The sequence below is a fragment of the Leucobacter faecis genome, assembly GCF_054456695.2.
In genome coordinates this window covers 303,691-328,217 of sequence record NZ_JBTJER020000001.1, presented here as the reverse complement: position 1 = coordinate 328,217, position 24,527 = coordinate 303,691, and the positions used below count along the sequence as shown (strand labels likewise).

Genomic DNA, 24,527 nt, shown 5'->3' with positions numbered 1-24,527 from the left:
CGTGCAGCTGGGGGCGCGTTGGCGCGCAGGTGATGCACCGCACCGCGGCGTGCCCCCGGTGCTGTACTCGGCCATCGCCGAGCAGGAGGCCGCCTATCCCGCGGCCTCCGCGTGGACGCTCACCTTTCTCGAGGGGCGCCCGCGGTGCACGCTAGACGATGCGGTCACGGTGGGCCTCGATGCGGCGGGTGCCGTAACCGTCGAAGCCGTGCAGTCGCTTACCCCGGGTGGGTCTGCACCTGGATCCGGAGCAGCAGCTGGCGCTTCGACAGTGAGCGGCGTTCCAGACGACGATGACGACGATTGGCTGAGCTAGTGGCGGAGGTGGCGCCTGCCGCGCGGGGCCCATTCGCGCTCGTGATTGGTGAGGCGCTCATCGACATTGCCGAGCATGAGGCCTCTGACGCCGCTCCCCTAGAGTACGTCGGCGGCAGCCCGGCCAACGTCGCGATGGGGCTCGCGCGCCTCGGCCACCCGGCGCTGCTCGCCACCCACCTGGGGGCAGATGCGCGCGGCGCCCGGATCCGTGACGCCCTCACTCGCGAGGGTGTGCAATGTAGTGCCGGATCTTTCCAAGCTGCCCGCACATCGACCGCGCGCGCCATCATCGACGCCGCGGGCGCGGCCCGCTATGAGTTCGACATTGACTGGCGGTTCGACGCCGCTACGGTGGTGGCCGAACATGGCGCTGTGGCGAGCAGCACTCTCGACTACGCGCTCGTGCACACCGGATCGATCGCGCTGTTCCTTGAGCCTGGCGGAGCCGATGTAGTTCACTACCTCGAAACGCTACCCGGTGACGTTGTCGTGACCCTTGATCCCAACGTCAGACCGACGCTGATGCCCCCGCACGAGACCGCGCTTGAACGCTTCGAGCGTACGGCACGCCGCGCACAGATCGTCAAGCTCAGCGACGAAGACGCCGAGTGGCTCTACCCTGGCCTCTCTCCTGAGTCTGCTGCGAGGCAAATCCTCGCGCTCGGTGCCGACGTGGTCGTCGTAACGCTGGGGGCCGCTGGCGCCCTCGCAGTGACAAAGACTCAGCGCATCGAGGTTCCCACAGCGGCGACCCGCGTCGTCGATACGATTAGCGCCGGCGATTCGTTCATGGCTGCGCTCATTTCAAGCGCGCTCGAGCTCGGCGTTGCAGGGCTGACATCACACCTGGACGCTGTGATGGACCGCGCTTCGCGCGCTGCCGCTATTGCGGTGTCACAGGCGGGCGCGAATCCACCGCACCGCGCACAGCTCGACGCCGATTAGCCTGGTCATTCTGCGCGACCCCACCCCGTCATTCTGCGCAACCCCACCCCGTCATTCTGCGCAACCCCACCCCGTCATTCTGCGCGACCTCACCCCGTCATTCTGCGCGACCTCACCCCGTCATTCTGCGCGACGAAGGAGTCGCAGAATCCAGTCTTCACCCTTCGGCGCTCTCGAAGGGTCACTGCTGATGCCTGCGCTTCTACTGGTTGCGGTCAGGTGGAGGGCGGCTTCGAGCACACCTGTGGGCAAAGGTTGTATCTCACTATTCACCCGGGTGCCAGCGCCCACCCGCGTCACGAGTAAGCCCTCCTCCTCTAGCGCCTTGTACGCCTTCACGACGGTGCCGGGAGCAACACTAAGCCTGACGCAAGTTGCCTCACTGACGGCAGACGCTCACCAGAGGCCAATACGCCCACCGAAATGAGCCCCCAAGAGCTGATCCCTGATTTGCTCGCTCAGGCCCAGAGCCCGTAGCAAAAGAAGGCCCCTCTTGGCATCAGCACCTCGGACTCAAGTGGACACGCTTCCTTTCGTTACACCACACAAGCCCCGCCCTTCGCCACACTGCGCGAGCACGCCCCCTATGGCCATGCGGTGCGAGTGCACCCCCTATGGTCATGCTGCCACCCCCTATGGTCATGCTGCGCGACGAAGGAGTCGCAGCACCCATTCCACTCCCAGACCGGCCGGCTGCCCGCCTTCCGACGCACATCAGGTCGAGTCGTCCACAGCCCCCTGTTTCGACCGAAAATTGGCGTGATTACGCCAAATCTGTGGATAACTTCACTCGAATAAACCTACGATCCGTGAAACAATAGGGTATGGAAGCCAAACCCTCACCACAGCACGAAGAACCCCTCGCGGGCCTCTTCACTGAGGCTGCGAGCGAGGGTGCTGATGCGGGCTTGAACGACGCGGCCGCGGCCGGTGTTTCAGGCGTGAGCGCTGTTGCGGGGGTGACTGATGAGTCGGCAGTGCCCCCTGTGGCGGATGCTGTAGGGGGCGCCGGCGTGGGTGCTGCTGGCAGGTTGGGGATGCAGGCGAAGTGTGACGAGATCGTGCAGCTTATGGCGCACGTGCAGTCCTTGTTTCCGGCCGACTGCCCTGGCGCTGACGCGCGTACGGTCGTGAACGCGCTCACCGACGAGGGGGCGAGTGATTTCGCGAAGATCGTGGCTCAGGTGATGCGCAAGTGTTCTGAGCTGGAGGTACTGAGTGCCGGGGTGGTGGGAAGCCGGTCGGTGAAGCGTGCCGGGCGGCCCGGGGTGGCGCAGGCGAGTGGTTTCAAAACGGGTGTTGAGATGATGCAGCACCTCACGGGGAGTTCGTGGGGTGAAGCGTCCCGCAAGGTGCGGGTGGGCCAGAGCATGCTCGCCGGTGAGACCGCCGAGCGCGAAGCCCGCGAACAGCGTGAAGCACTCGCGGCGCGGTTTGGTGCCTGCACGAGTGACACGGGTGACGGCGCCGATGGCACAGCCGACGGCAGTGGCGGTGACGATGGTGATCTGGCCGGTGTTGACGCCGCAGCTTCTGCCGCAGCGGCGGCGGAAGCAGCGGCGGCGGAGGCCGTGCTGGTGTTGGCGGTGCCGTGGCATACGGTGCTTGACCGGGCTGTGTCGCGTGACCTGCTCACCGACCCGCAAAACGATGCGATCAGGCAGGGCCTCGGCGCCCCGCCGCACGCCCCCGAACCAGACACCCACACTGCAGACGCCCCCACAGGCGCCACGGGTGCTACGACAGGCGCCACGGCAAACGCTGCAGCAAGCAGCACTACATCTGCCGCCGCGGCGGCTGCGGTAGCGCCAGCGTGTGCGTTCCACACGGCCGCCTACGCGGCCCTCCACACTTCCCACCCCCAAAACAGGACTGCCGGCAATCCCGCCGACGGCACTACCGAGAATCCCGCTGGCGGCACTACCGATGGCACTGCCAACGGTTCTACCGGCGCTTTTCTCACCACGAGTGCGGGTTTCTTTGACGCGGGCTCGTGTGGGGGCCGATGTGAAGCGGCTTTGCTGGTGTTGTGGTGGCAGGCCGGGCTCGATCTTGTCGGGGCGGCCCAGCACACCCGGGTGGAAGAGCTACGCCGGCAGGCGCGAGCGATTCGTGATCTCCTCGACCCCGACGGGGCCACCCTGCGCCGTAACCAACGGTACGAGGCGCGCTCGTTCAGGTGGTGGACGGATCAGAAGGGGCAGTTCCATGCCCGCCTCACCTGTGACGACGACGCGGGAGCATGGATCGGGGCGATCTTTGCGAGCGCGCTGCGCCCCCGCCGGGGCGGGCCCCGCTTCATCGACCCCGACGAGCAGGCCGCGGGCGACGAACTCGCGCAAGACCAGCGCAGCCACGAACAAATCTCACACGACCTCCTCATCGACCTGCTCCAGTCGGGCGCGGTCGCTGATCAGAAGACCGTGTTTGGTACCCAGCAGGTGGGGGTGCGGGTGGTGCAGGTCGTGAACCGTGAAGCATACCTCGCCGAGCAGGCTGAGGCCCGCGCCGCTGAAGCGGCCGCGGAAGCCGCGAAGGCCGCGAAGAAAGCGGCCTGGCAGGCGGCCCGCGGCAAGACTCCCGCAGCGCAGCAGCCCACAGGTGCGCAGGCACCGGGTGCACAGACCACGGTCGCCGCTCCCGCATCATCCGCGGCCCCTGTGGCTCCAGCGGCTCCAGCGGATCCGATCGGGGTGGTCGCCTGGTACGAAGACGGCCTCACCATCACTTCTGACGCGGTCGTCGCCAAGCAGCGCTGCAACGCCGGCGTCGTGCACGTCACCGTCGACGAAGACTACAACCCCCTCGACGTGGGGCGCGAACAACGGCTCTACAACGGGGCCCAACGCATCGCCCTCGCCACCCGTGATGGCGGGTGTCGCTGGCCGGGCTGTGACCGGCCCGCTTCGTACTGTGAAGCACACCATATTGACCACTGGCACTCCGACCAGGGCCGCACCGACATCGATCGAGGGATCGCCCTCTGCTCAGCGCACCATTTGCAGCTCCATAACTACGGATGGAAGATCACCCGCGACGGGCGCGGCCCCTTCATGCTCCATCCACCACCCGGGCCTGAGGGGACAGCTCCGCCCATCATCCTCGAAAACCCACCCCCATCAGCCACCCGGGCACCACAATCACCACCGGGTGTGACCGGGCGACCTGATCTTGCCGCCGCCACGGCCCGAGCGGCAGCACCCACCTTCGAGCTCACCCAGACCGAGCTCGCGACACCACTCCCCATCACCTACGGGATGCAACTCGGCGCCGCGAGGGCGCGGCGCTTCAAACCAGCCGACCAGCGGGCCTACGCACAAGCCAACGGGTACGCATAGGCACGGGCGGGCAACAACGAGCTATCCAATCAGGCACGAGCGGTCACGAGCAGACACCAGCAGACACCAGCAGACACGAGTAGTCACAGGCAGTCACAGGCGCCCGAGCCGGCATAGGAGCTTACGACTTGCAGGGTCCAGGTTCAAGGCTCAAGCTTTGGCTACAGAGGCTCGCAAGCCCCGTGCGCTCATCCGCCCGAGGCAAGAGACGCTGGCGCATCATGGTTCCGACTCCCCCTACACAGAATGCCGAACCCGGGCATTGCCGAGCCGCCTTGCAGCGTGGGATAGCCTCTGGGCTGATCCTGCAGAACGACGATGCAAATCGCACCACGCGGCGCGCGTTCACGCCATCGCTCCCCTTCACAACAGGCCCCACGAGCATGCACGAAGCTTCGCATCACGTTCACGCGCCACGCACCCGCCGTCCACCTTAAAGTCGCGAGCGCGACATCTCACTTGGACAGACTAATCAGGTCTTAGACAATCCGAGAGAGGGCAACATGCCGCAGTCGATTCGCACCACCGTTCGCAGTTCCATCATCGCCGCGTCAGTCCTTGCAGCGATCACCCTGACGGGCTGTCAACAAGCGGCGGCACCGTCCGCCATGAGTGCACCAGCAGGCGCCGCTGACATCGGCGAGGTGTCAGTCACCACGCCCCGCCTCAAAACCGCCGACAACTTTCGTGACGTTGCCGGCACCGACACCGCGCTCGGAGTACCCGGCGGGTACCTCGCTTCTGGCGTAGCGTACCGCTCTAACGCCTAGACGTCGACGATAGCGATCTTGCTACCTTGAGCGACCTCGACATCGACACAATCATCGACCTGCGCACCCCCGAGGAAATCACGAAGCAGCCCGACCGGGTTCCTGAAGGCACCAAGTATGTGAACATCGATATCTTGGGCGGCAGCACTACCGCAGCCAACCCCAACGCTGATTTTGCAGTAAGCACGCCAGAAGACGCAGCCCAGAAACTGATCGATGTCAACGACGGCTTTGTGCGAGACGCAGGTCAACGTGCCCGGTTTGGTGAAGTTCTCACCACCATCGCCGAGACCGAGGGGCCCGTGCTGTTTCACTGTACCGCAGGCAAAGACCGTGCCGGTTGGACAAGCGCCATTCTGCAACTCGCCGCTGGCGCCGAAGAAGCCGATGTCATGGACAACTACTTGGCCACCAATGCATACTCCGCTGAGCGAGTCGCAGCCACCAAAGAAAAGGTCGTTGAATCGCGTGGCCCTGAGGCAGCCGAAGCCATCGGGGTGCTGCTGGGAGTGCAATCCGAATTTCTGCAAGCCAGCCTCGACGCCGTACACGACGAATTCGGCGACATCGATGGTTACCTGACCGACGGCCTCGGTCTTTCCGATGAGACCGTGACTCAGCTGCGTGAAAAGCTCACCGTTTGACGCGATCACACAAACATGCCCCGGTTCACCGCTGTGTTGCGGCGAACCGGGGCGCGCTAATTCTAGGTGTTCGCTAGTTAGGCGCTCTCGCGCCCCAGCTGATGCGACTCGATCACCCGCGGGGCCGCTTCGCCCAGCACTGACTCCCGCGTCACGATGACCTTCGTCACGGTGTCGCTGGAGGGCACCTCGAACATCACCGGACCAAGTAGGTTCTCGAGGATCGCGCGTAGACCGCGTGCTCCGGTCTTGCGTGCCACCGCGAGCTCGGCGATAGCCTGCAGCGCCTCGGGCTCGAATTCAAGGCTGACGCCGTCAAGCTCGAACATGCGCTGGTACTGCTTCACGAGCGCGTTCTTAGGCTCCGTCAAAATCTCACACAGTGCCGACACATCGAGCGGGTCCACCGTCGCGATCACGGGCAACCGCCCAATGAACTCGGGAATCAGCCCGTACTTATGAAGGTCCTCAGGCTGCACCTGTGAGAAGAGCCGGTCGCTGTCACGCTTGCTGGCGACCGTCGCACCAAACCCGATACCGCCCTGCCCCAAGCGCGAGCCGATAATCTCTTCGAGGCCAGAAAACGCGCCCGCGACGATGAACAATACGTTGGTTGTGTCCAGCTGCAGAAACTCTTGATTGGGGTGCTTACGCCCACCTTGAGGGGGGATCGATGCGACCGTGCCCTCAAGTATCTTCAACAGGGCCTGCTGCACGCCCTCACCCGACACGTCACGCGTAATCGAGGGGTTCTCGGCTTTGCGAGTGATCTTATCGATCTCGTCGATGTAGATGATGCCCGTCTCAGCCCGCTGCACATCGAAGTCTGCCGCCTGCAGCAGCTTCAGCAGGATATTCTCTACGTCTTCGCCGACGTAGCCCGCTTCAGTTAGGGCAGTCGCATCTGCTACCGCGAAAGGTACGCCCAGTTGGCGAGCAAGGGACTGCGCGAGGTAGGTCTTGCCACAGCCGGTCGGGCCGATCATCAGAATATTCGACTTCGCGATTTCGACCTGTTCCGCGGCACTCTCAGCGCTCGTCAGGGTCGAAAGCGCACGCACGCGCTTGTAGTGGTTATAAACCGCTACCGCGAGCGACTGTTTGGCCCGCTCCTGACCCACAACATAATCGTCGAGGAAGTCAGAAATCTCGCGGGGCTTATGCAGAGTGAAGTCAGAGGGCTCAGCGGGTTGATTCTCGGTCAGCCGCTCTTCAATAATCTCGTTGCACAGCGCGACACACTCGTCACAGATATAGATCTGCGGGCCGGCTATCAGCTGCTGTACTTGCTTCTGCGACTTACCGCAGAAGGAGCACTTGAGCAGGTCGCTGCTTTCGCCGATCTTCGCCATGCGGAGGCTCCTTTACGCTCAAACGAGAACTACTGAAGACACTAGCGCGCACCGCCGACAAAGCCAGACGGCACGCCGCGGGCCCGGGAGCACGCTCCCGGGCCCATCGACTTATTCTCCCAGAACAGGCTGAGGGTTCTTGCGGCTCGTCAACACCTGGTCGACCAGACCGTACTCGAGAGCCTCCTGGGCGCTGAGAATCTTATCGCGGTCGATATCGGTGTGCACCTGCTCGGGGGTACGCTTCGAGTGCTTCGAAAGCGTCTCCTCGAGCCACTCCCGCATACGCATAATCTCGCGCGCCTGAATCTCGATGTCCGAGGCCTGGCCGTGACCACCCTGCCCGGTCGAAGGCTGGTGGATCAGCACGCGCGCGTTCGGCAGCGCGAGGCGCTTGCCCGGCGTACCACCCGCGAGCAGCACGGCAGCGGCCGAGGCAGCCTGGCCGAGGCACACCGTCTGCACGTGTGGGCGAATGTACTGCATCGTGTCGTAGATCGCCGTCATCGCGGTAAATGACCCACCGGGCGAGTTGATGTACATAGTGATGTCGCGCTCAGGGTCCTGGCTCTCCAGCACGAGCAGCTGTGCCATCACATCGTCGGCCGAGGCGTCGTCCACCTGCACACCGAGGAAGATGATCCGGTCTTCGAAAAGCTTCGCGTAGGGATCCTGGCGCTTGTATCCGTACGCTGTGCGCTCCTCAAACGTGGGCAGCACGTAGCGCGAGCCGGGCATTTGCAGCTGCGAGCCGCCGGAACTTGGCATGTGGTTCATGTTCATAGAATCTTCTGTTCCTGTTCTGACTACTTGCTCGTACCGCCGCCGCCGACGACGTCGGTAGCGGAGTCGCGGATGAAGTCAACGAAACCGTAGGCGAGAGCCTCATCGGCCGTAAACCAACGATCTCGGTCGCCGTCTTCGTTGATCTGCTCGACCGTCTTGCCAGTCTGAGCAGCCGTGATCTGTGCGAGGCGGTTCTTCATCGACGTGATCAGCTGAGCCTGCGTCTGAATATCGCTCGCCGTGCCACCAAAGCCACCGTGGGGCTGGTGCAGCAGAACGCGAGCGTTCGGCGTAATGTAGCGCTTACCCTTGGTGCCTGCCGTCAGCAGGAACTGCCCCATCGAGGCGGCCATGCCGATGCCAACGGTAACAATGTCGTTGGGCACAAATGACATCGTGTCGTAGATCGCCATGCCAGCGGTAATGGAGCCACCGGGCGAGTTGATGTACAGGTAGATATCGGCTTCGGGGTCCTCGGCCGCGAGGAGCAGGATCTTGGCACAGATCTCGTTCGCGTTATCGTCGCGAACCTCTGACCCGAGCCAAATGATCCGGTCCTTGAGCAGTCGTTCAAACACGCTGACCGGTGGTGTCTGTTCAGCCATTCGGCGCTCCATTCGTTGTCGTCTGGTACGAGAGTATCGAGTTCTTCGGGCCGAAACGGGCATGTTCGCCGTCGGCACACACGCCGCTGACGCGAGAATCCCCCGCCCCGATACCGGGGCGAGGGATTCTCGAACTACTGCGGCGTCAAGCAGATGCTTACTCTGCAGCCTTCTCAGCTTCAGCGGCCGCCTTCTTGGCAGCGCGGGTTGCTGCAGCCTTCTTGGCTGCTGCCGAACGAGCGGCCTTCTTCGCGGCCTCCTCGTCTGCTGCAGCATCTGCTGCGGGTGCTTCTTCAGCCGGAGCTTCGGCAGCTGCCTCAGCATCTTCGTCGGCGTCGTCCTCAACGGGATCGTTGTCGACAGCCGTGAACTCGGTCAGATCGACCTTGTTGCCAGCCTGGTCGACTACCTCAGCCTTTGCGAGCGCGATAGCCAGCGCCTTGTTGCGGGTAACCTCGCCGAGGATGACACCCATCTGGTTGCCCTGGCTGATCGCCTGGAGGAACTGGGTGGGCTCCATGCCGTACTGCTGCGCCGACTGGAAAATGTACTGCGACAGTTCGTTCTGCGTCGGGGTCACTTCCTCAGCCTCGACGAGCGCGTCGAGCAGCAGCTGCAGCTGGATCTGCTCTTCAGCCTGCTTACGAACCTCTGCACGGTGCTCGTCGTCCTCGAGACGACCCTCACCCTCAAGGTGACGGTGCACTTCTTCTTCCACGAGCTCCTCAGAGATCGGGATACCGGCCTGCTCGATGAGCGTAGCGGTGAAGAGGTCGCGTGCCTGCTGGCCCTGGGCGAAGACCGACGCACGGCCGGCCTGCTCCTTGAGGCTCTCGCGCAGCTCGTCGATCGTGTCAAACTCGCTTGCGAGCTGTGCGAACTCGTCGTCAGCCTCGGGAAGCTCGCGCTCCTTGACAGCGGTCAGCGTCACAGCAACTTCTGCGTCGCGGCCCTCGTGCTCGCCACCCAGCAGCTGTGACGTGAAGGTCGTCGACTCACCGGCGGTGAGCGTCTCGATGGCCTCATCGGTGCCTGCGAGCAGGTTACCTGCGCCCACCTCGTACGAGATGCCGCTTGCCTGGTCAACTTCTTCGCCGTCGATCGATGCGGTGAGGTCGAGCTCAACGAAGTCGCCGGTCGCTGCGGGGCGATCAACAGTCACGAGAGTGCCGAAGCGCTCGCGCAGCTTGGTCATTTCTGCCTCAACGGCAGCCTCATCGACCTCAGCGTTGTCAACGGTCAGCTTGATGCCGTCGTAGGTGGGCAGAGTGAACTCGGGGCGCACCTCAACCTCGAACACGAGAACGAGCGTGCTCTCGGGATCCTTAGCTTCGATCCACTGCGCAACATCAGCGGTGGGGCGACCCATGGGCTGCTCCCCCGACTCTGCGAGTGCCTGCTGGAAGAAGGTGTCAAGCGAAGCGTTCACGGCTTCCTGGATCACTGCCTCGCGGCCAACGCGCTGATCGATGATCTGGGCGGGAACCTTGCCCTTGCGGAAGCCGGGCACCGAGACCTGCTCGGAGATCGTCTTGTAGGCCTGCTTCAGGTGCGGCTCGAGCTCGTCGAGCGTAACCTCCACGCTCAGCTTGGCGCGGGTCGGGGTGAGCTTCTCAGCAGTCGTCTTCGGCAATTTGGCCTCTCATCGGGTTGAAATCTTGGATTATGCCTGAGTCGGGCCAAATGACCCTGGTCGGGGCGACAGGATTTGAACCTGCGACCTCCCGCTCCCAAAGCGGGCGCTCTAGCCAAGCTGAGCTACGCCCCGAAACCTGTAGGTTTCTGGTGTTGTTGGCACTCGGAAGTGCGCAACCCGAGCAAGTCTAGCCGAAGGAAGACCGTTTGCGCATATCGTGTGCGTCTCGCGTGTGGCGCCAGGCCCCAGGGGCCACAACACGCTGAAGACTCCACCAAATAGGAGCGGCGCTCTGCCGAGAAATACTTGGAGGGGCTGACGGGAATCGAACCCGCATAACCAGTTTGGAAGACTGGGGCTTTACCACTAAGCTACAGCCCCGAACCGCTGATGCGGTCGGGTGGCGCTTGCGCCTCAACGATCATACTGCACATGGAGCGCGAGATTGCACACGGGCAATGCTAACCGCGTGTCGCGTCGCGGTGGGCTGCGGTGTAGCCGGCGTAGCGCTCGGCGTTGAGTCGCACGGTTTCGCGATCACCATGACGCAACTCACGAACGATACGTGCGGGCACCCCAGCTACGAGCGACCCCGGCGGCACGCGCATCCCCTGTGGCACGAGTGCCCCCGCTGCCACGAGGGAGCCGGCTCCGACGACCGCACCGCTGAGCACTGTCGCGTTCATGCCCACCAGGCACCCGTTTTCGATTTGTGCTCCGTGCACGACCGCGCTGTGCCCCACCGAGACGTCGTCACCGATGACCGCGGGGTTGCCCGCTTGAGTGTGCACGACCACACCGTCTTGCAGGTTTGTACGCGCCCCAATGCGCACCGCATCCGAGTCGCCGCGCACCACCGCGTTGTACCAAACGCTGCTGCCTTCGCCGACTTCTACGTCACCGACCACGACCGACCCCGGCGCAAGCCAAACCGTCCCGTGAAGGCGGGGTGATCCGTAGGGCGGCACAGCGATAACAAGTCCGTGCCGATCGCGAGACTCTCCGCTGCTCCCCTGCTCGTCGCTCGCCTGCCCAGCAACTGAGTTCTCCACCATGAGACACCCCTTCTCAAACAATCCTGAACTACGCAGAAAAGCGAAAGGCCCTCACCGAAGTGAGGGCCTTTCTTGTGTTGCTCCCCCGGCTGGGCTCGAACCAGCGACATCCTGATTAACAGTCAAGCGCTCTGCCAACTGAGCTACGGGAGATCATTGCGTTGCAACGAGATTTATATTAGCTCGGGCTCGAAAGCGTTTGCAAATCGAGGGCCCCGCATCACTGATCCCGGGCGAGCCGCCCGCTATTCCTCAGCAATTTCGTCGTACGCGTTAGCCCGCAGCGCCTGCGCAAGCAACTGAACGTAGCCGTGATCGGCGTGCCGAAAGATCTCGTTAATGTCGCCTCGGCCGATGAGCTGGCCCTCCTGTAACACCATCACTTCTGACACGAGCGCTTCGAGCATGCCAATGTCGTGGCTGATGAGCAGCATGGTTGCGCCGGTGCGCTCCCGGTACCACTTCAGCAGGTTGACGATCTTTGGCCTGTTGTTCGCGTCGACCCCCAGCGTTGGTTCGTCTGCGATGAGTAGCTTCGGGTCAAGCATGAGTGCCCGAATGACAGCGATGCGCTGCCGCTGACCCTTCGAGAGCTCGTACGGATACTCCTGCAGCTTCGCGAGCGGCATCGCAACAATGTCCATCATCTCGGCGATCTGCTCGCCCACTGCGTCGCGATCGAAGTTCTTTGCGCGCTCGGTGATGGGTTCCAACAAGATATCGCCCACGTTGAGCTCTGGCGTGAGCGTCGCCCCCGCTTCCTGCGACAGGAATCCGGTGTAGGCCGTGAGCCTCGCACGGTTGCGCCGCCCGAGGCGCTTCATGGGCATGTCAAGCACGGTGGCAGACCCGCCCACCAGTTTGATGCGTGACGATTTATCGCCAGCGTCTTCGGCGCGTCCCGCAAGAAATTTCGCGAGGGTGGATTTGCCCGAACCACTCTCGCCCAGCAGTGCGACGACCTCGCCGCGGCGCACATCGAAACTCAGCCCCTCCAGCGCCTGAAACGCCCTACCGCCCCCGTGGGCCGGGTATGCGAGTGACAGGTCAGAGACGCTAATGCTGGGATCAGCGTCTGGAACCGGGTGTGGCATCTACAATCTCCTTGATCGGTAACAGTCAGCCCTAGGCTACTCGGCGCGCAGCCCGCGACGGGCCGCTTCGAGCGCGACGAGCTGCTCTTGGATGCGTCTGGAGCCCGGGTCCGCCGGGTCTGGGATGCGCTGCAATCTCGCGCGCAGCTCGCGCCCCAGCGACACAAGGTCGCGGTCGAGCAGCGAAATCACTACGTCGCGTGCGTACACAGCGACTTGGTTCGCTCGCCGCTCTGGTATCGGCGCGATCGCCAGCTCCCGGATCAGCCCGTGGTGGGTTTCGGGCGCGGCGTTCAGAACATGCTCGAGCCCGCAATCGCCTGTCGCGGCGAGCGAAGCGCCAATCGCGTCACGCACTACGGCCAGATCCGGATCAAAAACCTGCGCCGTAGCGGCCTGCAGCAGCAGGTCGCTGCCGACGCCGGCGGGCTGCTGCAGCATCGCCATGAGCGCGTCACGTTCGAGCCAGGTCGTGGGCTGCTGGCGCAGCGTCGACATGCTGATGCGGCGGGCGGGGGGCTGGGGGGCCTCGGCCCCGTAGGGGGTCGGCCCGTCGAACTGCGGCTGCTGGTCGAAAGGGTCACGCTGGTCAAATTGGCCGCGCGACGGCCTCTGCCCCGGCCGTGCTGCCCCCTCGGCGCGCCGAATCGCCTGCCCCACCTCAGCGAGCTCGAGCCCCAACATGCGGGCGAGCTCGCGGGCGTAACCCGGCTTCAGCGATGGGTCCTTTATCTCGGCCACGATTGGCGCAGCCTCGCGCAGGGCGAGCGCGCGCCCCTCGACGCTGTTGAGATCGAAACGCGACACGGCCTGCCTGAGCGCGAACTCGAACAGCGGCACCTTTTGGGTGAACAGGTCGCGCACGGCTTCATCGCCGCGCTGCAACCTCAGATCACTCGGGTCAAGACCTTCGGGCGCCACCGCGACGTAGGTTTGCGCGGTGAACCGCTTTTCTTCCGAGAACGCCCGCAGTGCGGCCTTCTGCCCCGCTTCGTCGGGGTCGAACGTGAAAATGACCTCGCCTGCACTGTCGTCGCCCATGATGCGACGCAGCACCGAGATGTGGTCTTTGCCAAACGCGGTGCCACACGTGGCGACCGCCGAGTCAATACCGGCAAGATGGCAAGCCATCACATCGGTGTAGCCCTCGACGATCACTGCTCGTTTGCCACGTGAAATCGCTTTCTTGGCGAGGTCAAGCCCGTACAGCACCTGCGATTTGTGGTAGACCGGCGACTCGGGCGTGTTGAGGTATTTGGGGCCCTGGTCGTCGTCATACAGTTTGCGCGCGCCAAACCCGAGCACCTGACCGCTCGTGTCACGAATCGGCCACACGATGCGGCCACGAAATCTGTCGTACGCGCCGCGGCGCCCCTCGGAGGCGAGCCCCGACTGAATCAGCTCGGGTGCCGTGTACCCCTGCTGCGCCAGCGCGTTCGACATGCCGTCCCAGCCGCGCGGGGCATAGCCCACCCCAAACATTTCGCACGCGGCGGCATCAAACCCCCGCTGCGCGAGAAACTCGCGCGCCGTGAGTGCTTCTTCGCTCGCGAGTTGTGCAACAAAGTAAGTTGCCGCTGCCTGGTTCGCGGCAAGCAGCCTGGCGCGGTTCGGCCCGTCTTCACGGCGCGTTGTACCCTCTTCGTAGGTGAGGGCGTAGTGAATGCGCGCCGCGAGTCGCTCAACCGCCTCGGTGAAGGTGAGGTGGTCGGTGCGCTGCAAGAATGTGATGGCGTCGCCCGACTCACCGCAACCAAAGCAGTGATAATAACCAGCCGCCGGGCGCACGTGAAAACTGGGGCTGCGCTCGTCATGAAACGGGCAGAGCCCCTTCATCGAGTCAACGCCCGCGTTCTTGAGCGTCACGTGATCGCCCACGAGATCGGCGAGGTTTACGCGACGCTTCACCTCTTCAATGTCGCTCGCGCGAATCCGTCCCGCCATAGCGCTCTAGTCTAGTCGCTGCACGATTTCTTTGAGACCAGCCGGCGTAGTGACGCCGCTACCTCTGGTCAGAAATCGCTGCGCGATTTCTTTTAGACCAGCGGTACCTGACAGAGCCGCTGGTACCAGGCGATCGCCGACTGGTCGGTGAGCGACGCCACCTGGTCGACGATCGCGCGCCGCGCGGTGCCCTCGGTCGTGGCGGCCCTAAAGTCTGCGGCGTAAGCGGGCTCAAGCTCCGTGGGCCCAGCTTCCCACAGCGTGTGCATCAGCTCAATAAGCAGGGTGCGCTGTCTGCGATAGGTGGGCTGCCTGCGCCCCGCCTGCATCACAAACGCTGCGACAATGCCTTTGAGCACCGCAATCTCTGCCTGCACCTCGCGCGGTACCACGACGTCGCCGCCGTAGCGCGCAAGCGGGCCCTGAGTGTGGGCGAGCGTCGCGCGAATGGATTCCCTGGCGAACCTGCCGATCATGTCGCTCGTAAAGTTTTTGAGCTGCGCTTGGTGCCTGCGCGAACCATCCCAGCCGCGCAGCCAGGTCTCGCTACTCGACATCCGGTCAAACGCGGCCCCGAGTTCGTCGCTCGTGAACTCTTCACCTGCCCATGCCGCGACGGCCCGAATCAGCGCAGCGTGGCCTGAGCGCGCCGTGAGTATCTCGGGATCAATATGCTCGCTCACGATGGCATCTTCGAAGTCGTGCACCGAGTAGGCAATGTCGTCTGACAGGTCCATGACCTGCGCTTCTGCGCACTTGTGCCGTTCGGGCGCCCCCGCCCGCAGCCACGTGAAGACTTCGGTGTCTTCGGTGAGGTAGCCAAACTTCATACTTCCCGGGGCTGCGTCTTGGAGCGCCCAGGGATACTTGCAGCTCGCGTCAAGCGTTGCACGCGTCAGGTTCAACCCGACACTTTCGCCCACCTCGCTGAATCGCTTTGGTTCGAGGCGCGTCAAAATGCGCAGCGTTTGCGCGTTACCCTCGAATCCGCCGAAGCCTGACGCCCATTCGTTGAGCGCTTTCTCACCGTTGTGCCCAAAGGGCGGGTGGCCGAGGTCGTGCGCAAGGCACGCAGTGTCAACCACGTCTTGTGACAGCCCCAGCGACGCTGCCAGTTCGCGGCCAATCTGGGCAACCTCAAGCGAGTGGGTGAGCCTATTGCGCGCAAAGTCGATGCCGCTCGTGGGGCTGAGCACCTGAGTCTTGGCAGCGAGGCGCCGCCACCCACTCGAGTGCAGCACACGCGCTCGGTCTCGCGCAAAATCACTGCGTGCCCCGCTGTGCGTCTCGGGCGAGAAGCGCTCGGCGTCTGCGGCGGTATACCCGTCGGGCAGTGGCGAGCTAGCCACCGTCAACCCCCAGCCCGGCGACCTCTGCTTCGGCGAGGGCGGCGCGGTCAATATTGTCACTCGTGCGGCTGTCGAGCCAGCCATCGGGCAGGTGCACCCGCTTGGGGCTCCCCGCGCGGCCACGCTGCCCCTCTGCACCAATACCGGGGTAGGGCATGTCGGCGTCCATCGTGGCGAAAATGTCGTCCATCTGCGCGAGCGACTCGACCGTGGCGAGCGAGCGGCGCAGGTCGCCGCCCAGCCCGTAACCCTTGAAATACCAGGCGACGTGTTTACGAATATCGCGGCACGCCCAGTCTTCTTCGCCGTCGAAGAATTCGGTGAGCAGCTCGGTGTGACGACGCATCGTTTGCATCACAAAGCCGAGCGGTGGCTTAGCGATGGTGCGCGCTGCTTCCTCGGCCGTGATCTCACCGTACTCTGCACGAAACGCTGCCGTGAGGTCGCCAAACAGCCACGGGCGCCCCAGGCAGCCACGGCCCACGACCACTCCGTCGCAGCCGGTCTCGCGCACCATACGCACAGCGTCTTCGGCCGACCAGATGTCACCGTTGCCGAGAATGGGTACGCTCGTGATCGTCTCTTTGAGCGTCGCGATCGAGCTCCAGTCTGCGTGCCCCGAGTAGTGCTGGTTCGCAGTGCGGCCGTGCAGCGCGATTGCGGCGACCCCCGCCTGCTCGGCGGCGCGCGCCGCGTCGAGGTAAGTCATATGGTCTTCGTCGATGCCCTTGCGCATCTTAATCGTGAGCGGCACGTCGCCTGCCGCCTGCACCGCGCCCTCGACGATCGCGCGAAACAGATCCTGTTTCCAGGGCAGTGCCGACCCGCCGCCCTTGCGCGTCACCTTGGGTACCGGGCAACCGAAGTTCAGATCGATGTGGTCTGCGAGATCTTGATCAACCAAAAACCGCACAGCCTCAGACACGGTCTTCGGGTCGACACCGTACAACTGAATCGACCGGGGCGTCTCGCTCTCATGATGTTTGATGAGCCGCAGTGACGCTGGCGTGCGTTCAACGAGCGCGCGACTCGTGATCATCTCGCTGACGTAGAGGCCCGCGCCGTGCTCGCGGCACAGCCGCCGAAACGCGGTGTTCGTAATGCCGGCCATGGGGGCGAGCACCACGGGCACCTCGAGCTCGAGGTTGCCGATGCGCAGTCGCTGGGCGGTCGCTGGGTTCTGCGGAAGCGTGAGAGAAGACATCACCGGCCATTCTCTCACGCTGAGGCGGGTTTCTCCCCTGGCGCGTCGATGGCGCCGCCAAAGCGCCTGTCTCGGTCATGATAAATCTGTATCGCGCGCCACAGCTCGGCCCGCCCGAAGTCGGGCCACAGGGTGTCAAGAAACACCATCTCGGCGTACGCCGACTGCCAGAGCATGAAGTTTGAGGTGCGCTGCTCGCCCGAGCTGCGCAAGAACAGGTCGACGTCGGGCAGTTCGGGCACGTACAGGTGGCGCTCAATTGTGCGCTCAGTGATGCCTTTGGGGGTGAGCCTCCCCGCCTCAATCTCAGCCGCGATCGACCGCACCGCGTCGGTAAGTTCGTTACGACCGCCATAGTTCACGCACATCGTGAGCGTCAGGCCCGTGTTGTGCGCCGTCTCACGCTCAGATGCTCGCAGCTCATTGATCACCGATCCCCACAGCTTCGGCCGGCGCCCCGCCCACCGCATGCGTACGTTCCAAGCATCAAGCTGCGCGCGCCGCCTGCGCAGCACGTCACGGTTGAATCCCATTAGAAACCGCACCTCGTCGGGTGAGCGCCGCCAGTTCTCGGTCGAGAATGCGTACACGCTCAGGTGCGTAACGCCAGCCTGGATCGCGCCCGCCACCACATCGAGCAGGGCCTGCTCGCCCATGCGGTGCCCCTCGACGCGCGGCAGCCCCCGCTTGTTCGCCCACCGCCCGTTGCCGTCCATGACGATCGCGACATGCTTGGGGGCTGCGCCGCGAAACGCGGGCGGCTGCTCGCCCGTCCAGTCGACGGGCACAAGGGTCTGGGGAGCTACGGGCATGCTTCAAAGTCTAGGCCGTGTTCATGCTCCGGATCACCGACGCGCCACTCCCAGCGACCGCAGCCCCCGCTCCAGATGCCACTGGGCATAGGCCGCGGCAATGCCGGCGGCCTGATCGCGCTGCCGCGCGGTCGCCGCCACGGCGGTCTCCCAGTCGCCCGCGAGGAGCGCTCTGAGCAGCACGATGCTTTCAGGATCAAGTCTTGGCAACCCCGGCATGCGGCATTCCTCGCACAGCACCCCTCCCGCCTGCACTGACACGAGCGTGTGGGGCGCGGGCGCCCCACAGCGCACACAGTCGTCAAACCCGGGGGTCCAGCCAGCGGCCGACATCGCACGCAAGAGGTAGCCGTCCCGTACGAGATCCGGCGCAATTTTGCCCGCAGCGAGCGTGCGCAGCGCGCCGATCAGCAGGGCGTAGAGCGGCAGCGATACGCCGCCCTCCCCCAGCCGCTCAGCCGTCTCGACAATCGCACTGCCCGCGCGGTATCGGTCGTAGTCGGCGCTGATCGCCGCACCGTACGCGCCGAGTGTCTCGGCCTGCGTCACACTGTCGAGGCTGCGCCCCTCGTAGCACTGCAGGTCCACGACCATGAACGGTTCGAGACGGGCCCCAAACTTCGAGGTGGTGCGACGCACCCCCTTCGCTACGACGCGCAGCACGCCACGGCTGCGCGTAAACAGCGTGACGATACGGTCGGCTTCGCCGAGCTTGTGCGTGCGCAAGACGACGCCTTCTTCGCGATAGAGGGGCACAGAGCAAGTATCTCGTACGCCGCTGGGCGATGCGGGAGAGCCAGCCGCCACGCGCGGCGCCACCATCACGAGTTCGGTTCAGCCAGATACGGGAAAATAGGGGTGTGCTCGATGAGACTTTCGTTATTCCCCTCCCCATCGACCTCACCGCCGCCGCGGTGGGTGCCCTGCAGGGCGCTATGTTTGCCGCGGGTTTTAAACGCATCGATCTGCTCGGTGTCGCCATGATCGGCATTTTCACGGGCATGGGCGGCGGGTTCTTGCGCGATATTTTGCTGGGGGTCAGCCCAGCCGCGTTCTCGAACAACCTCTACATCATCGTGGGCACCCTCGCTTCGCTCGCCGGCATGCTGCTCGCGCGCGGGCTCGCCCGCGTCGACCCGATCATTACGGTGTTCGACGCGATCAGCATCGGCATATTTGGTGCGCTCGGCACTACCAAGGCTCTCGCCTACGGCCTGCCCGTCGTGCCCGCGCTATTCATTGGCACCATCGCCGCCGTGGGGGGCGGGTTCCTGCGAGACCTTATGCTCAATATTCCGATCGCGCTGATGCATGTCGGATCGCTGTACGCCGTCGCGAGCCTCGCCGGGGTGGGTGTGCTCGTCGTGCTGCTTACGTTTGGGGTGCCCGTGATGATCGCGGGGGTCGTGTGCATCATCGTCACGACCGTGCTGCGGCTGCTCGCGGTGCGCTTCGGCTGGAGCCTCCCCGAACAGCGGGCGCTCGACCGCATTCAGCTGCGCCGCCAACGCCAGGTCGAGCGCGCCGTCGAAGAGGCACTCGCGACCGGAGCCATCACGCTGCCGCAGATGCCGCAGATGCCGCAGCAGTCGGAGCGCCCCGACGGGCGCACCGACGGGCGCACCGACGGGCGCACCGAGGAGCGCCCCTAAAAGCTGAGCGCCGCCCCGATCCGGCCCAAGAACGGGATGGCAGGGTCGCCGAGATCGCCGCCGCCAGCGGCCCTTACCCTCGCGGGCCGCGTTTTGCGCCCGCGCGCTGCTCAGCTTCGCGCCAGGCGCGCTGGGCGGGTGTCTCCCCTCGCGGCGGTGCACCCAGACCCTCTCGATCCGGAGCGCCACCTCGGCCCAGGTGCCACGCGTGCGTGATCGCGAGCGCGAGCGCGTCGGCCGCGTCGGCCGGGCGCGGCGGCGCGGCGAGCCCGAGCAGGCGCGTCACCATGGTCGTGACCTGCGCTTTCTCGGCACTGCCATAGCCGGTGACCTGGGCTTTCACCTCGTTGGGGGTGTACATCGCAACCGGTATGTCGCGCTGCTCGGCAAGGTACATGATGATGCCACTAATCTGCGCAACCCCCATCACGCTGGGCAGGTTCTGCTGCGCGAAGACGCGTTCGAGCGCGATCGCGTCGGGCTTCTCGCCGTCGAGGATGCGTGCGATGCCAGACCCCAGCAGGTGGAGCCTGCGCGGCAGGCTCTCGGTTGCGGCGCTCTGCAGCACCTCGACGTGCTCGAACACGACTTTGCGGCCCACTCCAGATGAGACGATCCCGACCCCACAACGCGTGAGGCCGGGATCGATTCCAATAACGCGCACGTTACTCGTCGTTCGCCAGCTCCTCCTGCACCGAAGCAGGCAGGTCGAAGTTTGAGAACACGTTCTGCACGTCATCGCTGTCTTCGAGCGCATCGATGACACGGAACACCTTGCGGGCCGTGTCTGCGTCGATCTCGACCTTCATGCTCGGCACAAACTCGGCGTCGGCCGAGTCGTAGTCGATGCCCGCCGCGACGAGCGCGTCGCGTGCAGCGCCAAGGTCAGTTGCCTCGGTGATGATCTCGAAGGCTTCGCCGTTGGGGGTCTGTGCGACCTCTTCTGCGCCAGCTTCGAGTACCGCCATCATGACGTCATCTTCGGTCGTGCCCTCCGCCGGCACGGTGATGACACCCTTGCGCGCAAAGTTGTAGGCGACGCTGCCGGGGTCTGCGAGCGTTGCACCGTTGCGGCTGAGCGCTGTGCGCACTTCAGCGGCCGCGCGGTTCTTGTTGTCGGTCAGACACTCGACCATGAGTGCAACGCCGTTGGGGCCGTACGCTTCGTACATGATCGTGATGTATTCGACAGCCTCGCCATCGAGACCCGCACCGCGCTTGATCGCGCGATCGATGTTGTCGCCGGGCACCGAGTTCTTCTTCGCCTTGTGCACGGCTTCAGACAGCGCCGGGTTACCCGCGAGATCAGGCCCGCCGATGCGCGCTGCCACCTCGATCACCTTGATGTACTTCGCAAACGCCTTCGCGCGACGCGAATCAAGGATTGCCTTCTTATGCTTAGTGGTTGCCCACTTGGAGTGTCCTGCCACTGGAGCTCCTCTTTCTTCAGTTCAAACGTATGGATATCAGTCTAGGGCGCAGTGCTGCTGCAGTGCCGCAGGGCGGCACTGCAGCTTGGCGGCGGGTGACGCCTCGCCCCGCGTGGCCAGCGAGTTAGGGCGTCGGCCACGCGGCCGCCATCGCTTCGCGCACATCACCGAGAAGCTGTGGCAGTGCCTTCGTCTTCGCGATGATGGGAAAGAAGTTTGAGTCGTTCTGCCACCGCGGCACGACGTGCTGATGCAGGTGCGCCGCAATACCGGCGCCCGCAATCTCACCCTGATTCATGCCTAGATTGAAACCGGCGCACCCAAGCACCTCTCGCGCCACCCGCATGGCGGTCTGGGTGAGGGCGCCAATCTCGGCGACCTCTTCGGGTGTCGCCTCGTCGTACTGCGAGATGTGCCGGTAGGGGCACACGAGCATGTGACCGTTGTTGTACGGAAACAGGTTGAGCAACACATACGCGTGCTCACCGCGGGCGACGATCAGAGCGTCTCGGTCGTCGCGCTGCGGGGCCGCACAGAACGGGCAGTCAGTGTGGTCTGGCTGGTGTGTATCTTTCACGTACACGAGACGGTGCGGCACCCACAGGCGCTGCATGTCGTCGGGGGTGCCGACCGCCCCGCTCTGGGCATACTCTTCAGTGCGGGGCAGACCGGTGTCGCCGTTATGCTGCATGCGTGTCTCGACTACTCAGCCCAGGCCGTTGAGACCTGTTCGTGGCTCGCAATCGCTGCCGTGATACGCGCAATTGCGTCTGCGACGGGCACACCGTTCAGCTGCGTGCCATCACGGAAACGGAAGCTGACGGCGCCCGCGGCCCGGTCTTCTTCGCCCGCGATGAGCTGGAACGGCACCTTAGCCTTGGTGTGATTGCGAATCTTCTTGGGCATACGGTCGTCGGAGTGATCAACCTCAGCGCGCACGCCCTGAGCACGCAGCTGTGCGATGACGCCGTCGAGATATTCACCGTACTGCTCAGCAACGGGAATACCCACCACCTGCACGGGCGACAGCCACACAGGGAACGCGCCGGCGTAGTGCTCAAGCAAGATCGCAAAGAACCGCTCAACCGAACCGAGCAGCGCGCGGTGGATCATGACGGGCTGTTTGCGCGTGCCGTCTGCTGCCGCGTAGTCGAGTTCAAACAGTGCGGGCTGGTTGAAGTCGAGCTGCACCGTCGACAGCTGCCAGGTACGACCGATGGCGTCGCGCGCCTGCACCGAGATCTTGGGGCCGTAGAATGCGGCGCCGCCCGGGTCTGCGACGAGCTCGAGGCCCGACTCTTCGCCCACCTCACGCAGGGTTTGCTCTGCGTCAGCCCACTGCTCTTCGGTGCCCACCGACTTCTCGGGGTCACGTGTTGAGAGCTCAAGGTAGAAGTCGTTGAGACCGTATGCACGAAGCGTGTCAAACACGAAGTTGAGCTGGCGCTTGATCTCGTCCTTGACCTGCTCATCTGTGACGTAAATGTGCGCGTCATCCTGAGTCAGGCCGCGCACGCGCGTGAGACCCGAGAGCGTACCGCTCTTCTCGTAGCGGTATACCGTACCGAATTCGGCGAGCCGCAGCGGCAGCTCACGGTAGCTGCGCGAGCGTGCTCGGTAGATCAGGTTGTGGAACGGGCAGTTCATGGGCTTCAGGTAGTAGTCCTGGCCCGGCTTAATCGTTTCGCCCGTCTCGTCGTCAACGACCGAGTCGAGGTGCATGGCCGGAAACATGCCGTCCTTGTACCAGGCCAGGTGCTGGCTGGTCTCGAACAGCGTGCCCTTCGTAATGTGCGGGCTGTTGACGACCTCGTAGCCGTGCTTCAGCAGCTCAGAGCGCATGAAGGTCTCGATCTCATGGCGAATGATGCCACCCTTGGGGTGGAATACCGCAAGGCCAGAGCCGATCTCGTCGGGAAAGCTGAACAGGTCGAGTTCGACACCCAGTTTGCGGTGGTCTCGCTTCGCCGCTTCTTCGAGGCGCGTCTGGTAGGCACGCAGCTCGTCCTTGGTCGCCCAGGCGGTGCCGTAAATGCGCTGCAACATGGGGTTTTTTTCGCTGCCGCGCCAGTAGGCGCCCGCCGAGCGCATCAGCGCCCAACCGTTACCGATCATGCGGGTCGAGGGCACGTGCGGGCCGCGGCACAGGTCGCTCCAGCACACCTCCCCCGTCTTCGGGTCGACGTTGTCGTAGATCGTGAGCTCGGCGCCGCCGACCTCGACGCTCTCGTTGTCGTCGCCCGTCGCGCCGCCCTTGAGTCCAATCAGTTCAAGCTTGTAGGGCTCTGCTGCAAGCTCTGCACGCGCCTCTTCTTCGGTCACCACACGGCGCACGAAGCGCTGGCCCTGCTTAATGATCTTCTGCATCTCTTTTTCGAGAGCCTTGAGATCTTCGGGCGTAAACGCAGCCTGGGGGTCGAAGTCGTAGTAGAAGCCGTCGGTGATGGGCGGGCCGATGCCGAGCTTCGTCTCTGGGTTGACCCGTTGCACAGCCTGTGCGAGCACGTGCGCCGCCGAGTGGCGCAGAATACTCAGACCATCTTCGGAGTCGATGTGCACCGGTTCGACCGTCTGCGTGTCTGTGACCGTTGCGGCGAGATCTTTCAACTCACCGTCGACGCGCATGGCGACGATCGAGCGATCGGTGAACAGGGAGAAGCCATCGGCCACAGGGGCACACTCCTTATAAGGTCGGGTACGAACTCATCGATTCTATCGGGAACCGCTGCGCGTTTCAGCGAGCGTCGCTGGCAGGCGCTATTTGCGGCCGCCTATGACTTCGTGGGCACGCGCACTTCAAGGTTTGTGCCGCCGTTTTTTGCGCTAACGCGCCTGAGCTGCACGAGCCCGAGCGCTTCTATGAGTTCACTCAGTTTCCCGTAGCCCCAATTTCTTGGATCAAAGTCGGGAGCTTGCTTACGCATGTTCGATCCCACTGCTGAAAGCCCGGCCCAACCATTGCCGTCTGCGCCGGCCGCGATGCTCGTACGCACCATCCTGACGAGTTTGGTGTCCATCCGCAGCTGGTTTGTCGGCGTCTTAACCGGCACGTTGAGTTGGGGAGTTACCGTGCCGGGTATCGATGACAACTCAGCGCCTTCCTTCGGGGCGGCAGGTGCTGTCACGGATGAAGCGCCCGAGGCAATTTCGGTCACGTCGAGTACATCGAGGTACGTGAACGCATCACACGCGTTCACAAACGGTTTGGGCGTGGTGCGAGCACCAAAGCCGTATACCTGGGCACCCGATTCACGCAGCCTGGCTGCAAGCCTGGTGAAGTCGCTATCTGACGAGATGATCGCAAACGCGTCGAGTTGATTCTGATGCAACAGATCCATCGCGTCGATAATGAGTGCGCTGTCAGTGGAGTTCTTGCCCGCGGTGTAAGCAAACTGCTGCATCGGTTGGATCGAGTGTTCGTTTGCCGCTTCCTTCCAACCGCGCAGGTTGTCACTCGTCCAGTCCCCGTACATCCTGCGCACCGAAGTGATGCCATATCGCGTCAGCTCAATCAGAACCGCCGCAATGTGACTGACGCTTACGTTGTCTGCATCGATGAGTAAGGCGATCCGCGCTGAGGCCTGGGACATGCC

21 protein-coding genes, 3 tRNA genes and 1 pseudogene are annotated in these 24,527 nt (G+C 64.0%); 6 read left to right on the top strand and 19 right to left on the bottom strand.

Going from position 1 to position 24,527, the window contains the following annotated elements:
* Window position 1 precedes the first annotated feature (1 nt).
* The 5 genes and pseudogenes from ACXR2W_RS01525 to ACXR2W_RS01505 all read left to right on the top strand — a co-directional run.
* Window positions 2–316, top strand: a complete 315-nt coding sequence (locus ACXR2W_RS01525; protein ID WP_458812531.1) for a Fe-S oxidoreductase — start codon at window positions 2–4, stop codon at window positions 314–316.
* Complete coding sequence (locus tag ACXR2W_RS01520) at window positions 304–1,263, top strand: carbohydrate kinase family protein (RefSeq protein ID WP_458812528.1); 960 nt, start codon at window positions 304–306, stop codon at window positions 1,261–1,263. Before ACXR2W_RS01525 ends, ACXR2W_RS01520 begins: the two co-directional genes overlap by 13 nt.
* Window positions 1,264–2,087: 824 nt before the next feature.
* Window positions 2,088–4,601: an HNH endonuclease signature motif containing protein gene (locus tag ACXR2W_RS01515; protein ID WP_458812525.1), complete on the top strand. Its 2,514-nt coding sequence runs from the start codon at window positions 2,088–2,090 to the stop codon at window positions 4,599–4,601.
* Window positions 4,602–5,104: 503 nt separating this feature from the next.
* The gene (locus ACXR2W_RS01510; RefSeq protein ID WP_458812522.1) at window positions 5,105–5,371 is read left to right on the top strand and encodes a hypothetical protein; all 267 of its coding nucleotides are present in this window, start codon (window positions 5,105–5,107) and stop codon (window positions 5,369–5,371) included.
* A gap of 14 nt (window positions 5,372–5,385) precedes the next feature.
* Window positions 5,386–6,015 (top strand): annotated as a pseudogene (locus tag ACXR2W_RS01505) (tyrosine-protein phosphatase); the annotation flags it as partial.
* Window positions 6,016–6,092: 77 nt separating this feature from the next.
* On the opposite strand, the gene clpX reads toward ACXR2W_RS01505, so the two are convergent.
* From clpX to recO, 14 genes are all read right to left on the bottom strand, one after another.
* On the bottom strand, window positions 6,093–7,367 hold the full coding sequence (clpX, locus tag ACXR2W_RS01500) for an ATP-dependent Clp protease ATP-binding subunit ClpX (RefSeq protein ID WP_458812519.1): 1,275 nt from the start codon (window positions 7,365–7,367) through the stop codon (window positions 6,093–6,095).
* Window positions 7,368–7,478: 111 nt separating this feature from the next.
* A complete protein-coding gene (locus tag ACXR2W_RS01495; protein WP_458812516.1) occupies window positions 7,479–8,150 on the bottom strand; it encodes an ATP-dependent Clp protease proteolytic subunit in 672 nt (223 codons plus the stop codon).
* 23 nt (window positions 8,151–8,173) lie between these two features.
* Entirely contained in the window at window positions 8,174–8,821 is a 648-nt protein-coding gene (locus tag ACXR2W_RS01490) for an ATP-dependent Clp protease proteolytic subunit (protein WP_458812513.1), read from the bottom strand.
* A gap of 94 nt (window positions 8,822–8,915) precedes the next feature.
* Window positions 8,916–10,391: a trigger factor gene (gene tig, locus ACXR2W_RS01485; protein ID WP_458812510.1), complete on the bottom strand. Its 1,476-nt coding sequence runs from the start codon at window positions 10,389–10,391 to the stop codon at window positions 8,916–8,918.
* Between the two features lie 57 nt (window positions 10,392–10,448).
* Window positions 10,449–10,526, bottom strand: a tRNA-Pro gene (locus ACXR2W_RS01480).
* Between the two features lie 175 nt (window positions 10,527–10,701).
* A tRNA-Gly gene (locus ACXR2W_RS01475) sits at window positions 10,702–10,775 on the bottom strand.
* 80 nt (window positions 10,776–10,855) lie between these two features.
* On the bottom strand, window positions 10,856–11,449 hold the full coding sequence (locus ACXR2W_RS01470) for a gamma carbonic anhydrase family protein (RefSeq protein ID WP_458812507.1): 594 nt from the start codon (window positions 11,447–11,449) through the stop codon (window positions 10,856–10,858).
* 80 nt (window positions 11,450–11,529) lie between these two features.
* Window positions 11,530–11,602: transfer RNA gene (locus ACXR2W_RS01465), tRNA-Asn, on the bottom strand.
* Between the two features lie 92 nt (window positions 11,603–11,694).
* On the bottom strand, window positions 11,695–12,543 hold the full coding sequence (locus ACXR2W_RS01460) for an ABC transporter ATP-binding protein (protein ID WP_458812504.1): 849 nt from the start codon (window positions 12,541–12,543) through the stop codon (window positions 11,695–11,697).
* A gap of 36 nt (window positions 12,544–12,579) precedes the next feature.
* Window positions 12,580–14,487 carry a DNA primase gene (gene dnaG, locus ACXR2W_RS01455; protein ID WP_458812501.1) on the bottom strand — a complete coding sequence of 636 codons (1,908 nt, stop codon included), beginning with the start codon at window positions 14,485–14,487 and terminating at the stop codon, window positions 12,580–12,582.
* 92 nt (window positions 14,488–14,579) lie between these two features.
* On the bottom strand, window positions 14,580–15,836 hold the full coding sequence (locus ACXR2W_RS01450) for a deoxyguanosinetriphosphate triphosphohydrolase (RefSeq protein ID WP_458812498.1): 1,257 nt from the start codon (window positions 15,834–15,836) through the stop codon (window positions 14,580–14,582).
* Window positions 15,829–17,040, bottom strand: a complete 1,212-nt coding sequence (gene dusB, locus ACXR2W_RS01445; RefSeq protein ID WP_458812495.1) for a tRNA dihydrouridine synthase DusB — start codon at window positions 17,038–17,040, stop codon at window positions 15,829–15,831. Before dusB ends, ACXR2W_RS01450 begins: the two co-directional genes overlap by 8 nt.
* A gap of 14 nt (window positions 17,041–17,054) precedes the next feature.
* Window positions 17,055–17,852, bottom strand: coding sequence for an isoprenyl transferase (locus tag ACXR2W_RS01440; RefSeq protein ID WP_458812492.1), 798 nt, complete (start codon window positions 17,850–17,852; stop codon window positions 17,055–17,057).
* 33 nt (window positions 17,853–17,885) lie between these two features.
* Window positions 17,886–18,608 carry a DNA repair protein RecO gene (gene recO, locus ACXR2W_RS01435; protein ID WP_458812489.1) on the bottom strand — a complete coding sequence of 241 codons (723 nt, stop codon included), beginning with the start codon at window positions 18,606–18,608 and terminating at the stop codon, window positions 17,886–17,888.
* A 104-nt stretch (window positions 18,609–18,712) separates the two neighbouring features.
* On the opposite strand from recO, the gene ACXR2W_RS01430 reads away from it, so the two are divergent.
* Entirely contained in the window at window positions 18,713–19,504 is a 792-nt protein-coding gene (locus ACXR2W_RS01430) for a trimeric intracellular cation channel family protein (protein ID WP_458812487.1), read from the top strand.
* Between the two features lie 73 nt (window positions 19,505–19,577).
* On the opposite strand, the gene ruvC is transcribed toward ACXR2W_RS01430, so the two are convergent.
* From ruvC to ACXR2W_RS01405, 5 genes are all read right to left on the bottom strand, one after another.
* Window positions 19,578–20,168 carry a crossover junction endodeoxyribonuclease RuvC gene (ruvC, locus tag ACXR2W_RS01425; protein WP_458812484.1) on the bottom strand — a complete coding sequence of 197 codons (591 nt, stop codon included), beginning with the start codon at window positions 20,166–20,168 and terminating at the stop codon, window positions 19,578–19,580.
* 1 nt (window position 20,169) lies between these two features.
* Complete coding sequence (locus ACXR2W_RS01420; protein ID WP_458812481.1) at window positions 20,170–20,934, bottom strand: YebC/PmpR family DNA-binding transcriptional regulator; 765 nt, start codon at window positions 20,932–20,934, stop codon at window positions 20,170–20,172.
* Window positions 20,935–21,058: 124 nt separating this feature from the next.
* Window positions 21,059–21,625, bottom strand: coding sequence for an HIT family protein (locus ACXR2W_RS01415; RefSeq protein ID WP_458812479.1), 567 nt, complete (start codon window positions 21,623–21,625; stop codon window positions 21,059–21,061).
* Between the two features lie 11 nt (window positions 21,626–21,636).
* Window positions 21,637–23,604, bottom strand: coding sequence for a threonine--tRNA ligase (thrS, locus tag ACXR2W_RS01410; protein WP_458812477.1), 1,968 nt, complete (start codon window positions 23,602–23,604; stop codon window positions 21,637–21,639).
* Between the two features lie 101 nt (window positions 23,605–23,705).
* A complete protein-coding gene (locus ACXR2W_RS01405) occupies window positions 23,706–24,524 on the bottom strand; it encodes an NYN domain-containing protein (protein ID WP_458812474.1) in 819 nt (272 codons plus the stop codon).
* Window positions 24,525–24,527: the final 3 nt, after the last annotated feature.

Excerpts from the sequence above, each read along its gene's own strand:
- ACXR2W_RS01495 (WP_458812516.1), bottom strand. The coding sequence starts at position 8,150 with ATGAACATGAACCACATGCCAAGTTCCGGCGGCTCGCAGCTGCAAATG.
- ACXR2W_RS01440 (WP_458812492.1), bottom strand. The coding sequence starts at position 17,852 with ATGCCCGTAGCTCCCCAGACCCTTGTGCCCGTCGACTGGACGGGCGAG.
- ACXR2W_RS01470 (WP_458812507.1), bottom strand. The coding sequence starts at position 11,449 with ATGGTGGAGAACTCAGTTGCTGGGCAGGCGAGCGACGAGCAGGGGAGC.
- clpX (WP_458812519.1), bottom strand. The coding sequence starts at position 7,367 with ATGGCGAAGATCGGCGAAAGCAGCGACCTGCTCAAGTGCTCCTTCTGC.
- ACXR2W_RS01515 (WP_458812525.1), top strand. The coding sequence starts at position 2,088 with ATGGAAGCCAAACCCTCACCACAGCACGAAGAACCCCTCGCGGGCCTC.
- dusB (WP_458812495.1), bottom strand. The coding sequence starts at position 17,040 with ATGTCTTCTCTCACGCTTCCGCAGAACCCAGCGACCGCCCAGCGACTG.
- ACXR2W_RS01510 (WP_458812522.1), top strand. The coding sequence starts at position 5,105 with ATGCCGCAGTCGATTCGCACCACCGTTCGCAGTTCCATCATCGCCGCG.
- ACXR2W_RS01490 (WP_458812513.1), bottom strand. The coding sequence starts at position 8,821 with ATGCCCGTTTCGGCCCGAAGAACTCGATACTCTCGTACCAGACGACAA.
- ACXR2W_RS01460 (WP_458812504.1), bottom strand. The coding sequence starts at position 12,543 with ATGCCACACCCGGTTCCAGACGCTGATCCCAGCATTAGCGTCTCTGAC.
- ACXR2W_RS01405 (WP_458812474.1), bottom strand. The coding sequence starts at position 24,524 with ATGTCCCAGGCCTCAGCGCGGATCGCCTTACTCATCGATGCAGACAAC.
- dnaG (WP_458812501.1), bottom strand. The coding sequence starts at position 14,487 with ATGGCGGGACGGATTCGCGCGAGCGACATTGAAGAGGTGAAGCGTCGC.
- ACXR2W_RS01415 (WP_458812479.1), bottom strand. The coding sequence starts at position 21,625 with ATGCAGCATAACGGCGACACCGGTCTGCCCCGCACTGAAGAGTATGCC.